Raw genomic sequence first — 19,753 nt, 5'->3', positions numbered from 1 at the left:
CTACAACTCACATTTTAGATATTTAATTTTATATAAACTAGTATTCTCATCTGTTTAACTATTTAAAGCTTACTTTATTCTTCCTCATATTTTTTATATTCTTCTTCTTTATAAATATTATTTTTTTTGTCATCTTCATGTAAATCAATGTCTTTTTTATCATTTTTAACACTATTTACATAATGCATCATTTCTTCTTGAGAAACATGTGGACAATTTTCACAATTTATTCTTCTTGAATTAAATTCTCTTACTTTTTTTTTTAATTCTTCATATTCATAATCTTGTTTTTTATCACTACAATCACATTCATAACCAAACTCATCATATTTATAGTCATTGTATTGATTATTTCCATAATACTCTGTATCAATCATTTGAGACATTTGAGATTTAGATTTAATGTTTTTTATCATCCTATAAGTTGCATATGCACCCACTCCTGTAATCACGGCTCCTGCAAACATCATTGGCTTACTCATTCCATCATCTTTTTTATTCATTTGTCTTTTAATTAAATATGTTAACATATTTTTTCTCCTTTCTGATTTCTATTTATAGATAGTATCTGTATTATTTTGATAAAAATTATGTTATTTTTAAATTACAATTTTTACAAATAATATAAATCATCTTGTAGAATATAAATTTATATTTTGTACTTGATAATGTTTTTTGTGTTATACTATATATATAACAAGTATTTTTATTTATAACGATATTATGGAGGTTTTTTATGATTTTAAATTTAGATTTTAATAGTGATAAGTCTATTTATGTACAAATTAAAGAAGAGATAACTAAAGCTATAGCTTCAGGAGAATTAAAAATAAATGAATCACTTCCATCTGTAAGAAGTATGGCTGAAAATATTGGTGTAAATCTACATACTGTAAATAAGTCTTATAATGAACTAAAAGAAGAAGGATTTTTAAATATTGATAGGCGAAAAGGTGCAATTGTAGCTCAACTTCCAATGGAAACAGAAAATTCAACTCGCCAAAAAAATAGAATTGATTTAGAACTTTTAGTAGCAAAATCTTATTTATCAGGTATCAATAAAGAAGAGTTCTTGACGTTAAGTAAAAATCTATTTGATAAGTATGAGGTGAAATACTATGAATAAGATTGAATGTTTATTTACAATATTTTCAACCTTAATTTTGATGTATGCTACTTTTTATTTTATGCCACATCTTATTGGCAAAAATCACATTTATGGTGTTTCTATAAACCAAGAACATAGAAACTATCCTGATTTTATAATACTTGATAAAAAATTTAAAAAACTTTTATCTATAGGATTCATTGTGATTTTTATTTTAGTTTTAGCTCTAGTTTTTATGTTTGATAAAATAGAATTTTCTTATTCTATTAGTATTATAGGGTTTTTACTATATGAAAGTATATTATATATCTATATTCATAAAGAAGTTAAAATGACTAAATCCAAGTTTTTCACTGAATTAAGTCAGATAAGTGCAGACTCAAAATTGGTAATAGATATGGATTTTATAAATGAAAAAAATAAAATAATAAAAAAATTTAAGATATTGTATTTAATACCAGTATTACTTACTTTTGGAATAAGTATTTTTATATTGCTTAACTATAATCAATTACCAGATTTAATTACTACGCACTCTACTATAACAGGAAAACCTGATGGATTTATGAAAAAATCCTATCTTGGTGTGTTTAAATTAATAGGTCTTGAGTTTTGTATAATGATTTTATTATATATAACTTCTATTGGAGCTATAAAAGCGAGAATTAAAGTAGATACAAATAAAATTGAAGAAAGTAAAACTAAAAACATTAAATATCTAAATAAAATTGGTTATTTGTTTTTTATATTGATGATTATGATGATAGTACAATTCTTTATCGTTTTTTTATCATTAAAAACAAATCCAAATTTATTAACTGTTATAAATATAATAATGCTTTTAGTTATAATTTATTTAATGGTAACATATATTAATTCTCCAAATTTAAAATCCAATTCTTCTTATACTCCAGACAATGATGAAAAGTACTGGATAGGAGGTATTATATATAATAATCCAAACGACCCATCATTTATGGTTGATAAAAGATTTGGCATAGGATGGACTATAAATTTGGGAAATCCGATTGGAAAGATATTATATATTCTTATAGCTATATTTTTAATTTTTTCACTTTTTAGTGTTATAAAATCTCTTTTACTTTAAATACCATAAAAGGTATCTTACTTGTATTATTGGGTATTATATTTTGTAAGATAAGAAATATTTCATATTATCATTGAAATATAGTATTTATATATTACTAGGAATGGAGATTTGCATAATGTTGTCAAAAACTGAAATTAAATACTTTAATGATTGTGCTTCTGAGATACTTTCATCTGAAAAAGTACAACTTATGAGAACATTTCCTCATCATGGCAATGTTTCATGTCTTGAACATAGTTTATCAGTAGCATATTATAGTTATCTATTATGTAAAAAATTGCATTTAAATGTTGAAATTCAAAGCGTTATTAGAGGGGCTCTACTGCATGATTTTTTTCTTTATGACTGGCATTATAAAGGTGATAGAAAGGGATTACATGGTTTTACTCATCCTAAAGAATCACTAAAAAACGCAAATTTATTCTTTCAAATAAATGAAAAAGAAACAGACATTATTTTAAAACATATGTGGCCACTTACTGTTAGACCTCCTAGATACAAAGAAGCATTAATTGTTTGCTTATTAGATAAATTTTGTTGTCTAGTTGAGACTCTAAGGATACACTCACTACTCTCTCCTTACCACATATAAAATAGGTCTTTGATATTGTTATAATTTAATTTAAAAAGAGGTATTAAGATTACATTTAACTTAATACCTCTTTATTAATTTATTATTTATTTTTGTCATATGCTTATAAAATATAATCTTATCCTTGATAACTTATTCTTCTTATAGAGATACTTACTACTTTAAATAATAACATACCAGCTATTAAGTTTATCAATATTGCTGGTACCACTGCTACCATAAATAACGCTGTGAATGAAGCTCCAGGAAGACCTACTATAGCTTGAGCAACTAGTAAAAATAGAGTTCCACTTATAACTGTTCCTACTGGGAATATTATTGTTGCAGCTATTAAATCTTGTTTTTTACTGTTCAATTTTTTCATAAATGGTAATTTATAAATTATATACATTATCATGAACATTATATTTATTGTAATAGTTTTATCAAGTATATTTGGAATCTGACCACCTGGGAATTTAGTTGTTAATGCTGCAAATATTCCTGTTACAATTCCTGCTACCAAACAAATCTTATAATCATCCTTATTTAGTATCATTATTATAAACATCATTGCTAGTGATATATCTGGTTGCATTGGAAGTCCTATAGCAGGTGTAAGTTGATGTATCAATAATCCCATAGCTAAAAGTATTGCATTTAAAGTTAATTTTTTTGTATTTGTTTTCATTGTAATATTTCCCCCTAATTTGTTTAATATTTATTTCATTTTCGTTCCAATTTTCCATATCATTCTCTTTAGCTTTAGAAGTTCATAACATCTCTCTCACCACCTTTTATTTTAAATTATATAATTTCTTTATTAATAGTTTTTGCAAAATAAAAAACTCCGTCCTAAATCAATAGGACGGAGATTATCCGCGTTGCCACCTAAATTATATAAAAAATAAGCTTAAAACTTAATTCTTATATATCTCATTATCAAGTACTTACATACCCTATTCGCTGTAACGTGCGACTGACGATAAAGTCTACTCTCATAAAAATATAATTTCAATTTATTCCTCTAAGGTCCATTCACTATATTCCTTCTTGCTAAGATTCCACCATCCTCAGCTCTCTATGTTGAAGCTAAACATAATTACTCTTCCTTGTCATAGGATTTTTAATTTGCTGTTGCTATTATAATATTCTAAATTTTTATAATTGTCAACTGTATTTTTTATTTTATTTAAAATTTACAAAAAGTGTAGAATAATTTTTATAAATGCTTTAAACTTTTATTTAAATATTGAATTAGGAAGGATGATATTATGTTTAGAGAAATGAGATTAAAAAAGAGAGAAATGACAAAAGAAGATACTATAGAAGTATTAAAAAATGGTGAATTTGGTACTTTTTCTACTATAAGTGAAAATGGCTATCCTTATGGAGTTGCTGTAAATTATGTATACTTTAATGATTCTGTATATTTTCATTGTGCAAGAAGTGGACATAAATTAGATAATATCTCAGCAAATAACAAGGTTTCTTTCTTAGTAGTAGCTAATGAAAGTGTTCTTCCAGATAAATTTAGTACTACATATGCTAGCGCTGTAGTATTTGGAAAAGCTTCAACAGTAGACAATGAGGAAAAGAAAAATGCTCTTGTAGAAATAATAAAAAAATATTCTAAGGGCTTTATTGAAGAAGGTATGAAGTACATAGAAAAAGATATAAATTTGACAACTGTAGTTAAAATAGAAATAGACCATATTTCTGGTAAAGCTTCTCGTTTATAATAATCTAATACGATATAATAAAGTGGCTATATGTATGGTCACTTTAAATATATTTATTTATCATTATTTTTATTAATTGAAAATGCTCAAAACACTTTAAGAAACTTCCTCAATACCTATGTAGATACAACACAAAGTTACTTGTATCCAAGCTGACATAAATTTTTCCACACCCATATAAAAACTTGAAAATAATACAGTCATATATGTCAAATATCAACATAAATTACAGAATTTTTTTGCCATTAAAACTATCAAAAAAAGTAAGTAATTATTGAAAGAGAGGTTGAAAATAATTATGAAATTCAAGAAAAAACCAAAGTTTTTACTCCTCATTACATTTTTAATAATAACTATATTATCAACAGGAGCAACAGCTTTAGAAATCCATACATCATCACAAGTACATGGTGATAGTGATATCAGCAATAGAGGAAATTTCAATACCTCTGCTAATTCCAAGGTAGGTGCAGACTCACAAAAAAGCAGTGATAGCTTACCTCACAATGCACAAAACCTTAATGTTTCTTTAGACATCTGCAATGGAGGAGTAGAAATACTACCAACCTCATCCAACAAAATAATAGCAAATTACAACAACCAATACTACAATATTAAAATGATAGAACAAAACGCAAAATGGGTTGTATCTATATCAGGAAAAACAGCTAAAATGGGCAATTCTAGCTATGTTCAACTCCATATTCCAAATATAAAATGCAATATGGATGTAAATGTGCTTGATGGTAGCTTTAGTTATGATTTACCCGAAAATTGTATTGATGCAATAAATGTTACTTCAAAAGATTCAAGTATAGAATTTACTTCAAAAAATCAATACAAAAATAGCACTATTTCTCTATCCGCAACAGATAAAGAATTTCTTAAATATGGTCTAATTAATTATCCAGACTATTTTACTAAGATGAATAAAGGATTTGAATATAAGAATGGTACGAGAAAAAATCAAATTGACATTTCGCTAACAGGATTTACTAATGTTGATTTTAGAGATTAAAACATAAAAAATTGAAGGCTTTAGCCTTCTTTTTCTTTGACTTTCTGTATTCATATTTATATTTTATTGTTTATTTTTCCTTTTGGATATGAGTACATATATCATAGCACTAGGTAAAATTGAACATATTACTCATCCACAAATAATAATTATAAGAACATTATTCTTTTTATTATTGACGTTATTTATACATTGTGATATTCTTTAAGCAAAACACCATTCTGTTTAAGGGAGGATTAAATAAATGGCACGAAAACCTATTTTAGAAGGTGGTAAAAGAGAAGAAATACTTAAATGCGCTTTACAGTTGTTTCTAAAAAACGGTTATGAAAGCACCTCTATTCGCATGATATTAAATGAGGTTGGTGGAGAAGTTGGAATGTTCTACCATTACTTTTCTTCCAAACAAGAATTATTTGATGAAGCCTTAAGACTCTTCATGAAAATGCAAGGAGAGCGAACTTCTAAACTGATGAGTCAGAAATCCGATAAGATTTCCCCACGAATGAGATTGGAACAACTTATAGAATGCTATGACAGCGGAATGGATGAATTTTCGAAATTATCTGATGGAGCTATTCATTGGTCAGTTTTATCATCTATTCACAGCTTAACCTTAGAAGCAATTCTGCCCTCTTTTAGGACAATGATTATTGAAATACTCAGATTAGCAGATAAAAAAGACTTAAGTGAGTCTAAATGGCTTGCGCCATTTGTACTAAAAGGTATCAGTGGATTATTACATGATAAATCATTTGCTGAATTAAGCAAAGAAAAACAGATGCTTTTAATTATAAATTTACTATGCAGAACTTTACAAGTTCCATATAGCTTGTTTGAAGAATAAGAGAATATCGACAATGAACATCTATGTATTAAAATTGAACAATGACATCAAAAGTATATCTGAGAGAAAATGGCATTAAAAACTGATATAAGATTTGGCCTCGTTATTATGAGTAAGCAAAGAAAACTGAGTTAAAAATATAGAAAACACCAACAACTCATAAAAATGTAGTGTTTATACGAGTTTTGGTGTTTTCCTTATTCTTGACTTGCATGAAAATATGATTGGCAAGAATGGGCTGGTATATACCACTCTTTCATGCTTGCCATTTTTAAAAACAGCAAAAATGATGTTTCGTAAAATATCTCAATAAGGCACATATAAATTATACCTACTCTGAATCATAACCCCATTACTGTTCTTCTTAAATACTGATTGAAATTACCATACTCAACTTTTGTCAATGTTTCTGGATAAGACATCAAAATTAACTGATGTCCATTGCATTCTTCATGGTATGGTGGGTGAATATGTTCAAAATCATTTACCTTATATCCAACCCTCTCATAAAAACCTTGTCGCTTGATGGAAATTTTATTAATGGGAGGGTCGATTTCTAGAATAACAGTTTTGCCTCGCTGGTTTAACAGCTCCAAAGCTCTTTTTCCATACTTTTTATTGCGCATTTCAGGATTGATACAGAAATGTTCCACATAAATAAAATTCTCTGTTTCCCAGCATAAAATGATACCAACCATGTCGTTTTCATCATAAATTAAGTTAAATTGATATTCTTCATGACCCATAATTTCTGCTTGTAAAGATGGGTTTCTCTGTTCATGAAAAGGAAAACTTACATTGTATAACTTTATTGCCTCTAAATACAATTTATCTTCATATGTTCTTAGCCTCTCAAAGCGCATTTTGCTATCCTCCTATTATATAAAACAACCTTCGCACCACATCTTTTTAGTCTAATGAAACTCTAATTAGCTCTTATTTAGATTATAATATCTGTCCAAGTATAAAATGAATTGTAAGGTTAAACCATTGCTGAAAATATATCTATTTTTTATATATACTAAGACTGTTTAGATAATCTCTTATACCAAACTTAACATCATCACTTGGTCTTATATCAGAGTTATCTCCTGCTATATGAAGTATTCCATATGCTGGATGACCTCCTCTTACTGTACATGGAACTGATAAAAGCGTCATCCCCATATGTTGAGCAAATATATTCATTGATTGTAAAGCTAGTTCTCCTCCTCCATGTTGTGAACCTGCAGTAGCAAAACAACCAAATATTTTTCCACTTAAAGGTGCTCCTACCCATACATCAGAAAAACTGTCCATAAACATCTTCATTTGACCAGATACATTTCCATAATATGTTGGTGAACCCATAAATATTGCATCATAATCTAGTAATTCTTTTCCAGATTTAATTACATTTATACTTTCAAATTCATCTTTATGTTCCTTTGAATTTATCAAATAGTACTGAGGAAGTGTTTTTGCAACCTCATCACTTACTTTAAATATATCTACCTCTATATTCATTTCTTCAAGTACCTTTTTATACTCCCTTGCTAATAAATATGTACTTCCACAAACGCTATGAAAAATCACTGCTACTTTCATTTTTATCCCCCTAATCAAAATCAAATTTATTTTTTATATAGTGCTTTTATTATCAAGTACCATTAAATGATACTAAATGGATTTAAATATACATTACTTTTTATTGTTTCAATCTCTTCAAATTCATCCAAAAATCTCTTCATAACATGTTTAAATATATCTTCTGTATCAAAATGTCCACAATCTACTATACATATTCCCATATCAAGTGCATCTTGTGCCTCATGATATTTTACATCACCAGTTATTAGAACATCTGCGCCTTGTCTCTTAGCCTTTTTCACAAACTCAGAACCAGCTCCTGTTACAACAGCAATTTTTGTTATCTCGGTATTAAGACTTCCAACTACCCTTATATGCTTCATATTTAATTTTTCTTTTATTTTATTAGAAAGATTTTCTAATGTTGTACTTTCATCAAGTTTACTTATTCTACCTAATCCAAATGTTTTTCCTTTGTTTTCTAGCTTGTACAAATCATAAGCAACTTCTTCATAAGGATGTGCATCTATCATAGAACTTATCACTCCACCTAAACGCTTCTGTGGTACTACAGTTTCAATTTTAACCTCATTTACACTTTCTATATCATTTATACTTCCAAGAAACGGATTTGAGCCTTCTAATGGCTTAAATTGACCTTCTCCTTCTATCGAAAATGTACAGTTACTATAATTTCCTATATGGCCTGCTCCTGAATTACTTAGTGCCTTTCTCAACACTTCTGAATAATTACATGGAACATATACTGCAAGTTTGTATAAAGTCTCATTTTCAGTGACATCTAAAACTTTTGAGTTATTAAATTCCATAATTTCCATGAAATAATCATTTAGACCATCAAATGCTATGTCAAAATTGGTATGCATAGAATAAAGGGCTATATCATTTTTAATGAGTTTTTGTATAAGTCTACCTTTTAAGTCTGCGCTATTAATCTTATTAATTTTTCCAAATATAAAAGGATGATGTGTAACAATTAAATCAACATTTTGAGATATAGCTTCATTGATTACATTTTCATTGGCTTCTAAGGATACCAGAATCTTCTTTACATCCATATCAAAATCTCCAACTATAAGACCTACATTATCCCAATCTTCAGCTAAGCTTAGAGGATACTTTTTTTCAATTTTTCTAGTAAGACTCTTCAGTAACATATTTACCTCCTATTTATTTTATTAAATTTTCAAGTTTTCTTATTGCTATTTTACTTTCTTCTCTCTTCCTATCTATTTCTTCTCCATGTTTACCTTCTAGTTGATTAACTATAGCACTATATGTTTTTATTTTTTTTTCTACAAAGTCATAAAAAAGAGAATCTTTATTTTCTAAAAGTTTTATTCCAACTTCAAACTGTATCTCATCTTCTATTATAGTATTTTTACCTGTATATTTGGCAACTATTATTTCATATATCCTAAAATCTTCTCTCACTAAAGCCTCTGTTAAAATTTCATATCCATTATTCAGAAGATAGCGTCTAAGCTCTTCTTGTGCCTGCATAGGCTGTAATATCAATTTTTCTATACTATGTGCTACTTCTTTTTTAGCTTCTAGAAGCTCACTTATCAATATACCTCCCATACCAGCAATTATTACTTCTTCAACTTCACCTATTTCTAGTACCTCTATACCAGAACCCAATCGTAAATCGACTTTCTCTAAAAGATTGTTCTGTATGACCTCTTTTCGTGCATTGTCAAGAGGTCCTTTATTAACATCTGCCAACACTGCAAATGGAACTCTTTCCTCCTTTAGCAAATAAACTGGTATGTATCCATGGTCCGTTCCTATATCAGCTATCTTTTTACCATCTGACACCAATGATGCTATTTTTAATAATCTATCTGTTAGTTTCAAAGATATATCTCCTTTCAATCTTTTTATTTGTTCTTGATTTTAAACTAAAACCAAGATAAAAAATAATATAAAATCTCTACCACAAAATAGCCATGAGATATCACTTATCCCATGGCCTTTATTGCAAAAACATTAATGATGTATCTTTTTAATCTAAATAATCTCTAAGTTTTTTTGATCTACTTGGATGTCTTAATTTTCTTAGTGCTTTTGCTTCTATTTGTCTTATTCTTTCTCTAGTTACATCAAACTCTTTTCCAACTTCTTCAAGAGTTCTAGCTCTTCCATCCTCAAGACCAAATCTAAGCTTTAATACCTTTTGCTCTCTATCATTTAATGAGCCAAGTACATCTTCTATTTGTTCTTTAAGTAAAGAATATGCTGCTGCCTCAGCTGGAGCTGGTGCATCATCATCTGGAATAAAATCTCCTAAATGACTGTCCTCTTCTTCGCCTATTGGAGTTTCTAAAGACACTGGGTCTTGAGCTATTTTCATTATCTCTCTTACTTTATCTTCTGTCATTTCCATTTCTTTTGCAATTTCTTCTGGTTTTGGGTCTCTTCCAAGTTCTTGAAGTAGTTGTCTTGATACTCTTATTAATTTATTTATAGTCTCTACCATATGCACTGGTATTCTTATAGTTCTCGCTTGGTCTGCTATAGCACGTGTTATAGCTTGTCTTATCCACCATGTTGCATAAGTACTAAACTTATAGCCCTTTGTATAGTCAAATTTTTCAACAGCTTTTATAAGACCTAAATTTCCTTCTTGTATTAAGTCTAAGAAAAGCATACCTCTACCTACATATCTTTTTGCTATACTTACAACTAGTCTTAAGTTCGCTTCAACTAATCTTTGCTTTGCTATCTCATCACCTTCATGCATTCTTCTAGCAAATTCTACCTCTTCATGTGGCTTAAGTAGAGGAATTTTTCCTATTTCTTTTAAGTACATTCTAACAGGGTCGTCTATACTTATCCCTTTTGGTAAAGATAAATCCACAGTTTCTATTTCTATTGCAGAAGAGTCCTCATGTGAAATTACTTCTGCATCTTCATCTATGTGGCTCATATTTAAATCGTCATCAGTAGCCGAAAAGTCTATATCAGCTTTATAGTTCTTTGTTTCTGTTATTTCTATTCCCAAATTACCTAAAGTTTCATAAAGATTTTCTACCTGATCCTTATCAAGTTCAGTTTCAGAAAAAGCTTCCATTATTTCTGCAAGCGTCAATGAACCTTGCTTTTTTCCTTTTTCTATTAGTGTCTTAGCGGTAACTTTTTTTAACTCTTTTTTATTCGACTTATTTTCCACACTCAAACCTCCTTTCTCTACAAGCTTTTTAAAATTTTATTTATCTCAACTATTTTTAAAGCAATTTCCATAACTTTACCATCTACCTCTTTCATATCATTATTATTTTCTAATTCCTGTTGTTCTTTCAACAAGTTATTAATTTGTTCTTCTAATGAGTTCTTTCTGATATTTGTTATTATTCCTTCTATTTCTTTTGTGTTCTCTAAGTTTATACTATTCAAAGAAATTGAATTTAATTCTTTTAAGTATTCTTCGGATATGTTTAAACTTTTCAATTTGTCAATAGTTATTTTGTCCAATTCTTGATTTTTAATCATGTAATTTAAAATTTCTTTACTTTCATTCAATAAAAAATCACTTTCTTCTACTTTAAGTAGAGCTATTTCTCTAATTTTTTTGTCTTCTAACATTATTTTTATTAGAGTTTCTTCAACTAATTGTTTTCCATCTTGTCTAACTTCGACTTTTTCAATTACTTTTTCTTCTATCTTTTTCTGGTTTTTATTATTATATGGCTTATTGTAGTTTTTACCATACACTTCCCTTTTTATAGACTCGACATTAATATCTATTTGATTACTTAAATATTTTGTATAAAAATCAATTTCTACAGGACTTGTCAATTGTTTTATAATCTTAGAAGCTTCTTTTGCAAACTTCACTCGTTCTTCATCTTTTTGAATATTGAATTCTTTTTTAAGATGATCTATTTTATATTTTATGTAGTGAGTAGAAACATCCATTGCCTTTTTATAATCACTAAGTCCGTACTTTCTTACAAATTCATCTGGGTCTTTAGAGTCTTTCAAATCCAAAACTTTTACAGTAATGCCTAATTTAATAAGTATATCTATAGCTCTTAAAGTCGCTTTTATTCCAGCTTCATCAGAGTCATAAGATATAATAGCAGTATCCGCATATCTTTTTATTAAAATACCTTGTTGTTCAGTCAAGGCTGTTCCAAGGGTTGCTACTACATTTCTTATACCATACTGATAAAGTGAAATTAAATCCATATATCCTTCAACTAAGACTATAGTTTTATTATCTAAATTTTTTCTAGCAAAATTTAGTCCATATAAGTTTTGTTTTTTATTAAAAATTAATGTGTCTGGAGAATTTAAGTATTTTGGTAAAGAATCATCTAGTACTCTTCCTCCAAATCCAATTATATTTCCTCTATAATCAAATATAGGAAACATAACTCTATTTCTAAATTTATCATAGCAATTAGTTCCATCTCTATTTCTTGCAATTAGACCGCACTCCAATAAATCTTGTTTTGTATACCCTTTATTAATAAGAGCATTCATAAGAGAATTCCATGAATCCAAAGAAAATCCTAGACCAAATTTTTTAATTATTTTATCATCTAATCCTCTAATCCTTAAATATTCATACCCAAGATTTTTACTTCCCAATAAGTTTGAAAGATAAAATCTAGCAGCTTCTGTATGAATATCTTGAAACTTTTTAGATTTCTCTATTTTCATTCTAGTTTCTTCATTCATGTTGGTATTAATTTCTATACCACATTTATTTGCTAAAATTTTTACAGCATCCATAAAATCTAAATTTTCCATTTTCATGACAAAATTTATCACATCTCCACCTTCACCACAACCAAAACACTTATAAATTTGTTTTGATGTATTTATATAAAAAGATGGAGTTTTTTCTCCATGAAATGGACATAATCCTTTATAATTAGCTCCAGATTGTTTTATATTCATATATTCAGATATTATACTTGCTATATCACATCTAGCTTTTATTTCTTCGATAACGTCTTTTATATCATTCATATTATCACCTTCTGGTGTAATTTTTTGTGTTAACATTTCTATTCTACACTATATTCTAAATTTGTCAATCACTCAATATACAGAATTCGACTTTTTTTATTGATATCCTTCTTATTAATCAAAAAATTTTTATTTTTTATGTTAATTACATCAATATTAGATTTTTATTTATGTCAAATAATCTAACTATTAAATTATATATCTATTATCTTATAAATTTACATCAAAACTATCACGAATAAAAAAGAGGCTCTTGCCTCTTTTTAATAAACACTAATTGATTTCATCAAATCTTCAAATTCATCAAAGCAGAGAGATTGAATCCCATCTGATAGAGCATTTTCTGGGTCTGGATGAACTTCTACCATTATTCCATCTGCTCCACATGCAAGTGATGCCATTGACATAGGTTTTACTAAATATCTAACTCCAGTAGCATGACTTGGGTCTACTACAACAGGAAGTCCCGTTTCTTTTTGAATAATCGGTACAGCCGCTAAGTCTAATGTATTTCTAGTATAATCATTGTATGTTCTTATACCTCTCTCACACATTATAATGTTACTATTTCCTTCTATTGCTATATATTCTGCTGCACCTATCCATTCAGTAATTGTTGATGCGATTCCTCTTTTTAGCATAACAGGCTTATTTTGTTTTCCGATTTCACTTAAAAGAGTAAAGTTTTGCATATTTCTTGAGCCAATTTGAATTATATCACTGATACTATATAATTCATCCATATCTCTTATATCCATAAGTTCTGTAATAACAGCTATCCCAACCTCTTCTTTAACTGCTTTTAATATTTCAAGACCTTCTTTTTTTAATCCCTGAAATGAGTTTGGTGATGTTCTTGGCTTATATGCTCCTCCTCTTAAAATATTTGCACCATGACTTTTTACAAATTTAGCAGTCTTTAAAAGTTGCTCATAACTTTCTATTGCACATGGCCCAGCTATTACAAGTTTATCTTCTTTTACAGTTATTTCTTTATTATTTGTATTTATCACTATCTTTGAATTATCATTAAATAGGTTTTTTCTCATAACCTACAAGCTCCTTTACTTCTTCTATTTCTTTAGCAGATAGGAGATTTAAATATTCTTTTATTGATTTTTTATTTATTAAAAGTTCCTCATTCAAATCCATAAGTGGTATCAAAACAAAAGCTCTATCTTGAATCCTTGGATGTGGTATTAGTAATCTTTCATCAGTTGAAACTACATCATTAAAAAATAGTATATCTACATCAATAGTTCTTGGACCCCAATGTACCATTCTCTCTCTATGCAATTCTTCTTCTATTTTTTGACAATATTCTAACAACTCATAAGGTTCAAACTCTGTTTCTATCTCTACACACATATTTAGAAAATCTGCTTGTTCTGTATATCCCCATGGCTTTGTTTCATATAATTTTGATTCTTTTACTTCATATATAGAATCACTATCTCTCAAAAGTTCACATGCTTTTGATAGATTATCAAATCTATTGCCCATATTCGTCCCTATTCCCAAATAAGCCTTATTCATCTCTTGTTCTCCTTATCTCAACACCAAAGTAGTCATAAATTCCATTTACAGGAGCTTCTGGCTTTCTAACTCTAACCATAACTCCATTTACAAGGTTAAATTTATTTAAGACTTCTTCAGCAATATTCTCTGCCAAAGCCTCCAAAAGATTAAATTGTTTATTTTCTGTAATATCCTTAACAACACTATAAACTTCAGCATAGTTTACAGATTTATTTATATCATCACTAAGTCCTGCTTCTCTTGAATCAACATAAAGTTCCATGTCGACAAAAAATTTCTGACCTAGAAAATTTTCTTCTTTAAGCACACCATGATATCCATAGAATCCTAGATTACTAAGTAATATTTTATCCATTATACTACACCTACTTTCTATATATTGCATCAGTCATTTTAGCTGCCATTAAATTTTCATAAACATCATGCACTCTAACTATATCTACACCATCTCTTATTCCAAGTACAGTAGTAGCTATTGTTCCTTCCAATCTCTTTTTAGGTTCAACTGGAAGTACTTTTCCTATTACTGATTTTCGAGATGTTCCAAGTAAAATAGGATAGTCTAATTCTTTCAATTCATTTAATCTTCTTAATACTTCTATATTTTGCTCAAATGTCTTCCCAAACCCTATCCCTGGATCAAGAACTATTTTTTCTTTTTTTACACCACAGTCTATTGCCATTTTTATGCTCTCTTTAAAGAAGTCCTTTATTGACTCCATTATATCTTTGTCATAGTTTGTCCCATCTTGATTATGCATTATACATACTTCTGCATCATATTTTCCTACCACAGAAGCCATATTCTTATCTCTTCTAAGCCCCCAAACATCATTTACCATAGTGACACCTAATTTTAGAGCTTCTTCTGCAACATCTGCCTTGTAAGTATCTATTGATATTGGTATATCTAATTCTTTTTTAAGTTTTTTTATCACAGGGATTACTCTTCTTAGTTCTTCCTCTGAATCCACATAGCTATGACCTGGACGTGTAGATTCACCACCTAAGTCAATTATATCAGCACCTTGTTCAACCATTTCTTTTGCATGTTTTATTGCTATGTCTAAATTACTAAAGTCTCCTCCATCAGAAAAACTATCTGGAGTTACATTTAATATACCCATTATATAAGTTCTTTTACCATAATCAAACACAGTTAATGACACTCCCTTAAATTAAAATTTATATCTTATCAAACGATTTTTATCTACAATAATTTACTACTTCATAGTAATTAAACTCATAGCCTCAGCTCTTGATGCAATATCTTTTTCAAATATACCTCTAACTGCTGATGTAACAGTTTTTGAACCAGGCTTTTTTACACCTCTCATTGTCATACACATATGTTCAGCTTCCACTACTACTAAAACACCATATGGCTGTAACTCTTCCATTATTATGTCTGCTGCATTTTTAGTAATTCTTTCTTGTAATTGAGGTCTTTTTGCTAATGTGTCTATTACTCTAGCAAGCTTAGAAAGCCCTGTAAGTCTTCCACCTTTTGGTAAATAAGCGATATGTGCCTTTCCAAAAAAAGGAACCAAATGATGCTCACAGCATGAATAAAATGGAATATCTTTTACTAGTACTAGTTCTTCATGCTTTTCATCTGCAAAAAGAACTTTTAAGTGGTCTCTTGGTTCTTCACTAAGACCAGAGAATATCTCTTCATACATTCTAGCAACTCTATTTGGAGTCTCTATTAGACCTTCTCTATCTGGGTCTTCACCAATTGCTTCTAATATTTCTCTTACTGCATGTTGTATTTTTTCTTTATCTACTTTATTCATTTAAACTCCCCCCATTGACTCGTGACTAGAAGATTAATTTTATAATCTTTTTTGTCTCAATTTCTTTAAAAATATAATTATAAACATCTAAAAGTTTTTGATAGTCATAACTTTCACTTACCTTTGATACTAGGTTAAAAAGTTCCTTATTTTCTTTTTTCAAAACTTTTAGCAATTTTTTATCTTTTGGTACCCATTTATCATTTATATTAAAGTACCCAATTATTATATCTTTTAAATATAAATTCGTCAAAAAATGATATTCAAAAACATCAAATTTTTCTTTATTTTTCAACTTTGATATTTTTGTTTCAATATCTTGTTTTAAAAAAGACTTTTCTTCTAAAGACAATTTGCTAGGACCTTTTAAGTAAATATCTCTGCTCATATCTTTTATAGTATTGGATATATTCTCCATATCAAATAGTACTTTAGCATCCTTCATCTCTTTCACAAAGAAGTACTCTCTATCTGACAATAATTTTTTTACACCATCTTTTGAAAAATAATTTATATCAAATTCTATTCCCTTTTGTTCAAACAGTACTCGCTCTTGTTTTTCCCCTTCTTTTACAAAAACGAATACATCAATATCATTAACTTCTACATTATAAAAACTAAAATCTACATCTTTACTAGAACCCACTAGAAATACTGCTAATGTATTTGGATTGTCTATTATTTTTTTAATATTTTCACTATATACTTTATAAGTATGACTTGCCATCTCTTATCTCCAATAAATTGTTAATATTTTAATTTATTACAAACACTCTATTATTTTATTAAAAATAATATTTTCTCTGCCAAATTCTGTCTTGTCAATTTCTGTAACTTTCATTGCTCCCATAAGACTATTTGTGACAAAAACAAAATCAAAACTACTAATTTCTGATATGTTAATTTCATTTTCCATCAACTCTATATGTAATTCGTCACAAATCTTTATAATCCTTTTTTTTATTGTTCCATTTAAAATTGGTAATTTACTACTGGGTGTATATACTTTACTTCCTCTTATAAAGAATATATTACTCATAGAACATTCTAAAATCACACCATCTGAATTTATAAATATACCATCATTGTATCCATTCTTATTTGCAATATTTTTAGTATATATATTTTCAAAATAATTAGTAGTCTTATGTCTATAAATTAGGCTATCTCCCCTAACTATAGGAGATATAGTCAATTTAAAACCTTTATTATATGCTTCTTTATTATATGGAATTTCTCTAATAGATATATTGTAACCTTCATCAAAAACGGTAATCCTAAGTGCTTTATTAATAATATTTTCTTTTTTTATGTATTTAATAATTTCATCTATTAGAAATCGCTTTTCATAATTTATATTCAAATCCAAACATGTTATCGAATTGAGCATCCTATCTATATGTGTATTTAAATCTATAGCTATACCATCTTTAACTTTAATAGTCTCAAATAACCCAATTCCAAATTTACTCAAGCTACTATTAAAGCTTAAATTATTCTTCATAATATCCCCTCAAGGCTTTCATTATAGATTTTGCTTTATCTAGTGTTTCTTGGTATTCTTCATCTGGGTCAGAATCCCAAGTCATGCCTCCTCCAACTTGGAAGTATACTTTTTTGTCTTTTTTTATTATAGTTCTAATTGCTATATTAAAATCCATATCACCATTAAAACCTATATATCCAATTGAACCAGTATATACATTTCTCTGTGTTGGTTCCAGTTCATCTATGATTTCCATTGCTCTAATTTTAGGTGCTCCTGTTATAGAACCACCTGGAAAAGTTGCTTTTATTATATCAGTAGCATCCTTATCATCTTTTAGTTCACCTACAACTGTTGAAACCAGATGATTTACATTTGCATAAGGTTCAATTACAAACAACTCTGGAACTTTGACACTTCCAGTTTTGGATATTCTACCAATATCATTTCTTTCTAAATCCACTATCATAAGTAACTCTGCTCTATCTTTTTCGCTATTTTTAAGCTCCTCTTGAAGCTTTAAATCTTCTTCCTTATTTTTACCTCTTGGTCGAGTGCCTTTTATTGGTCTTGCCTCTATTTTTTTATCAATACATCTTATAAATCTCTCTGGAGAATTTGATAAGATATGTGCTTCTTCAAAATTTAAAAATGCTCCAAATGGTGCTGGACTAAATCTTCTTAAATCTCTATATAACTCAAAACTTGTCAATTCTGTTTCCCCACTAAACCTTTGTGTCAAATTAGCTTGATATATGTCACCTTGTCTTATGTACTCTCTAACATTTCCAACTGCATTTTTAAATTCTTCCTTTGTAAAGTTAGATTTAAGTTGAATAGGTTTTACATCTTTTTCCTGATAGCATATACTATCTATTCCTTTTTTCTCTCCTGTTAATATTTTTTCTTCTATATCAGCTATTATTTTTTCTTCTACTTTTATATCTATATCTGGAGTGGCTATGTAAGTTTTTCCCTTCAAATGGTCTATTACTATAACATGGTTATAAAATCCAAAATATATATCAGGCATTTCAATATCATCTATAGCAGTTCTAGGTAATTTTTCTATATAATTTCCCAAATCATAAGACAAATATCCTACAGCTCCACCTATAAACGGTAAGTCAGTTTTATTTACAACTTTATATTTATCTAATTCTTTTTTCAAATTTTCTAATGGATTTTCATCAGTATTTTTATATCTTAACACTTTAAATGGCTGGCTACTTATAAAAGAATATCTTCCTAACTTTTCTTTGTCCATAGCACTATCTAATATAAAACTATCATTTTCATTTCTAAAAATAGTAAATATCTCAAAAGAATTTAATTTAGTTTTTATTTCTCTTATCATTTTATCTATGTATCCTTTCCCTAGCTTCTTTTATAAAGTTTTTCAGCATTTCATGACCATACTCTGATAAAATAGCTTCTGGATGAAATTGTACTCCTTCTATTAAATACTTCTTATGTCTAATTCCCATTATTTCACCTTTACTTGTTGTTGCTGTAACTTCAAGTTCATCTGGAACGGTATCAGAATCAATTATAAGCGAATGATACCTAGTAACATTTAATGGATTTTTAAGACTACTAAAAACTCCCTTATTACTATGGTTTATACTGTATACTTTTCCATGAACAGGTTGTTGTGCTTTTATTATGTTACCACCAAAAACATGTCCAATAGTTTGGTTACCTAAACAAATTCCTAGTATAGGCTTCTTATCTTTGAAATATTCAACAATATCTATACAAACCCCAGCTTCTTTTGGAGAACATGGACCTGGAGATAACACAATTATCTCTGGATTTAGTTCTTCAATATCTCTTAATGTTATTTCATTATTTCTTTTTACTATAACTGTTTCCCCCAATTCTTCTATGTATTGTACTAAGTTATACACAAAAGAATCATAATTGTCTATCATGAGAATCATACTATAAATCTCCCCCCCA

The 19,753-nt window shown here is 28.4% G+C and carries 23 protein-coding genes and 1 other annotated feature; of the genes, 6 read left to right on the top strand and 17 right to left on the bottom strand.

Annotated elements, in window-relative coordinates:
- Nucleotides 1-74 precede the first annotated feature (74 nt).
- On the bottom strand, nucleotides 75-530 hold the full coding sequence (locus IC219_RS13040) for a hypothetical protein (RefSeq protein ID WP_227432827.1): 456 nt from the start codon (nucleotides 528-530) through the stop codon (nucleotides 75-77).
- 206 nt (nucleotides 531-736) lie between these two features.
- On the opposite strand from IC219_RS13040, the gene IC219_RS13035 reads away from it, so the two are divergent.
- From IC219_RS13035 to IC219_RS13025, 3 genes are all read left to right on the top strand, one after another.
- The gene (locus IC219_RS13035) at nucleotides 737-1,126 is read left to right on the top strand and encodes a GntR family transcriptional regulator (protein WP_227432825.1); all 390 of its coding nucleotides are present in this window, start codon (nucleotides 737-739) and stop codon (nucleotides 1,124-1,126) included.
- Nucleotides 1,119-2,216 (top strand): DUF5808 domain-containing protein, encoded by a 1,098-nt coding sequence (locus tag IC219_RS13030; RefSeq protein WP_227482312.1) that lies wholly within the window; start codon nucleotides 1,119-1,121, stop codon nucleotides 2,214-2,216. Before IC219_RS13035 ends, IC219_RS13030 begins: the two co-directional genes overlap by 8 nt.
- Nucleotides 2,217-2,334: 118 nt before the next feature.
- Complete coding sequence (locus tag IC219_RS13025) at nucleotides 2,335-2,811, top strand: HD domain-containing protein (RefSeq protein WP_227831162.1); 477 nt, start codon at nucleotides 2,335-2,337, stop codon at nucleotides 2,809-2,811.
- 118 nt (nucleotides 2,812-2,929) lie between these two features.
- Here IC219_RS13025 and IC219_RS13020 read toward each other — a convergent pair whose 3' ends face one another.
- A complete protein-coding gene (locus IC219_RS13020; RefSeq protein ID WP_227482311.1) occupies nucleotides 2,930-3,481 on the bottom strand; it encodes a tryptophan transporter in 552 nt (183 codons plus the stop codon).
- 170 nt (nucleotides 3,482-3,651) lie between these two features.
- Nucleotides 3,652-3,918: a binding site (T-box leader), on the bottom strand.
- Nucleotides 3,919-4,064: 146 nt separating this feature from the next.
- Here IC219_RS13020 and IC219_RS13015 point away from each other — a divergent pair.
- The 3 genes from IC219_RS13015 to IC219_RS13005 all read left to right on the top strand — a co-directional run bounded on the left by IC219_RS13015 (nucleotide 4,065) and on the right by IC219_RS13005 (nucleotide 6,397).
- Nucleotides 4,065-4,532 carry a pyridoxamine 5'-phosphate oxidase family protein gene (locus IC219_RS13015; RefSeq protein ID WP_227482310.1) on the top strand — a complete coding sequence of 156 codons (468 nt, stop codon included), beginning with the start codon at nucleotides 4,065-4,067 and terminating at the stop codon, nucleotides 4,530-4,532.
- A 298-nt stretch (nucleotides 4,533-4,830) separates the two neighbouring features.
- The gene (locus IC219_RS13010; RefSeq protein WP_227831163.1) at nucleotides 4,831-5,550 is read left to right on the top strand and encodes a hypothetical protein; all 720 of its coding nucleotides are present in this window, start codon (nucleotides 4,831-4,833) and stop codon (nucleotides 5,548-5,550) included.
- Nucleotides 5,551-5,794: 244 nt separating this feature from the next.
- The gene (locus IC219_RS13005) at nucleotides 5,795-6,397 is read left to right on the top strand and encodes a TetR/AcrR family transcriptional regulator (protein WP_227432817.1); all 603 of its coding nucleotides are present in this window, start codon (nucleotides 5,795-5,797) and stop codon (nucleotides 6,395-6,397) included.
- Between the two features lie 341 nt (nucleotides 6,398-6,738).
- On the opposite strand, the gene IC219_RS13000 is transcribed toward IC219_RS13005, so the two are convergent.
- From IC219_RS13000 to IC219_RS12930, 15 genes are all read right to left on the bottom strand, one after another.
- Nucleotides 6,739-7,260: a GNAT family N-acetyltransferase gene (locus tag IC219_RS13000; protein WP_227432815.1), complete on the bottom strand. Its 522-nt coding sequence runs from the start codon at nucleotides 7,258-7,260 to the stop codon at nucleotides 6,739-6,741.
- A gap of 142 nt (nucleotides 7,261-7,402) precedes the next feature.
- Entirely contained in the window at nucleotides 7,403-7,984 is a 582-nt protein-coding gene (locus tag IC219_RS12995) for a flavodoxin family protein (protein ID WP_227432814.1), read from the bottom strand.
- A 62-nt stretch (nucleotides 7,985-8,046) separates the two neighbouring features.
- Entirely contained in the window at nucleotides 8,047-9,144 is a 1,098-nt protein-coding gene (locus tag IC219_RS12990) for a Nif3-like dinuclear metal center hexameric protein (protein WP_227831164.1), read from the bottom strand.
- 13 nt (nucleotides 9,145-9,157) lie between these two features.
- Nucleotides 9,158-9,847: a class I SAM-dependent methyltransferase gene (locus IC219_RS12985; RefSeq protein WP_227831165.1), complete on the bottom strand. Its 690-nt coding sequence runs from the start codon at nucleotides 9,845-9,847 to the stop codon at nucleotides 9,158-9,160.
- 148 nt (nucleotides 9,848-9,995) lie between these two features.
- Nucleotides 9,996-11,162, bottom strand: coding sequence for an RNA polymerase sigma factor RpoD (gene rpoD / locus IC219_RS12980; protein WP_227432810.1), 1,167 nt, complete (start codon nucleotides 11,160-11,162; stop codon nucleotides 9,996-9,998).
- A 17-nt stretch (nucleotides 11,163-11,179) separates the two neighbouring features.
- Nucleotides 11,180-12,970: a DNA primase gene (gene dnaG, locus IC219_RS12975; protein WP_227823712.1), complete on the bottom strand. Its 1,791-nt coding sequence runs from the start codon at nucleotides 12,968-12,970 to the stop codon at nucleotides 11,180-11,182.
- A 263-nt stretch (nucleotides 12,971-13,233) separates the two neighbouring features.
- Entirely contained in the window at nucleotides 13,234-14,019 is a 786-nt protein-coding gene (aroF, locus tag IC219_RS12970) for a 3-deoxy-7-phosphoheptulonate synthase (protein WP_227432807.1), read from the bottom strand.
- Complete coding sequence (gene folK, locus IC219_RS12965; RefSeq protein ID WP_227823711.1) at nucleotides 14,000-14,506, bottom strand: 2-amino-4-hydroxy-6-hydroxymethyldihydropteridine diphosphokinase; 507 nt, start codon at nucleotides 14,504-14,506, stop codon at nucleotides 14,000-14,002. Before folK ends, aroF begins: the two co-directional genes overlap by 20 nt.
- The gene (gene folB, locus IC219_RS12960; RefSeq protein WP_227432804.1) at nucleotides 14,499-14,864 is read right to left on the bottom strand and encodes a dihydroneopterin aldolase; all 366 of its coding nucleotides are present in this window, start codon (nucleotides 14,862-14,864) and stop codon (nucleotides 14,499-14,501) included. The genes folK and folB overlap by 8 nt, the downstream gene beginning before the upstream one ends.
- A 10-nt stretch (nucleotides 14,865-14,874) precedes the next feature.
- Nucleotides 14,875-15,666, bottom strand: a complete 792-nt coding sequence (gene folP / locus IC219_RS12955; protein ID WP_227831166.1) for a dihydropteroate synthase — start codon at nucleotides 15,664-15,666, stop codon at nucleotides 14,875-14,877.
- 66 nt (nucleotides 15,667-15,732) lie between these two features.
- A complete protein-coding gene (folE, locus tag IC219_RS12950) occupies nucleotides 15,733-16,305 on the bottom strand; it encodes a GTP cyclohydrolase I FolE (protein ID WP_003429416.1) in 573 nt (190 codons plus the stop codon).
- Nucleotides 16,306-16,330: 25 nt separating this feature from the next.
- A complete protein-coding gene (locus tag IC219_RS12945) occupies nucleotides 16,331-17,032 on the bottom strand; it encodes a hypothetical protein (RefSeq protein WP_227432800.1) in 702 nt (233 codons plus the stop codon).
- A gap of 36 nt (nucleotides 17,033-17,068) precedes the next feature.
- A complete protein-coding gene (locus IC219_RS12940) occupies nucleotides 17,069-17,809 on the bottom strand; it encodes an aminotransferase class IV (protein ID WP_227831167.1) in 741 nt (246 codons plus the stop codon).
- Nucleotides 17,799-19,148, bottom strand: coding sequence for an aminodeoxychorismate synthase component I (pabB, locus tag IC219_RS12935; RefSeq protein WP_227831168.1), 1,350 nt, complete (start codon nucleotides 19,146-19,148; stop codon nucleotides 17,799-17,801). The genes IC219_RS12940 and pabB overlap by 11 nt, the downstream gene beginning before the upstream one ends.
- A 1-nt stretch (nucleotide 19,149) precedes the next feature.
- Nucleotides 19,150-19,734, bottom strand: a complete 585-nt coding sequence (locus IC219_RS12930; protein ID WP_227831169.1) for an aminodeoxychorismate/anthranilate synthase component II — start codon at nucleotides 19,732-19,734, stop codon at nucleotides 19,150-19,152.
- Nucleotides 19,735-19,753 lie beyond the last annotated feature (19 nt).

The organism is Clostridioides sp. ES-W-0018-02 (assembly GCF_020658175.1).
Classification (GTDB): domain Bacteria; phylum Bacillota; class Clostridia; order Peptostreptococcales; family Peptostreptococcaceae; genus Clostridioides.
The sequence above is the reverse complement of the archived record's forward strand: the minus strand, read 5'-3'. Positions and strand labels throughout refer to the sequence as shown.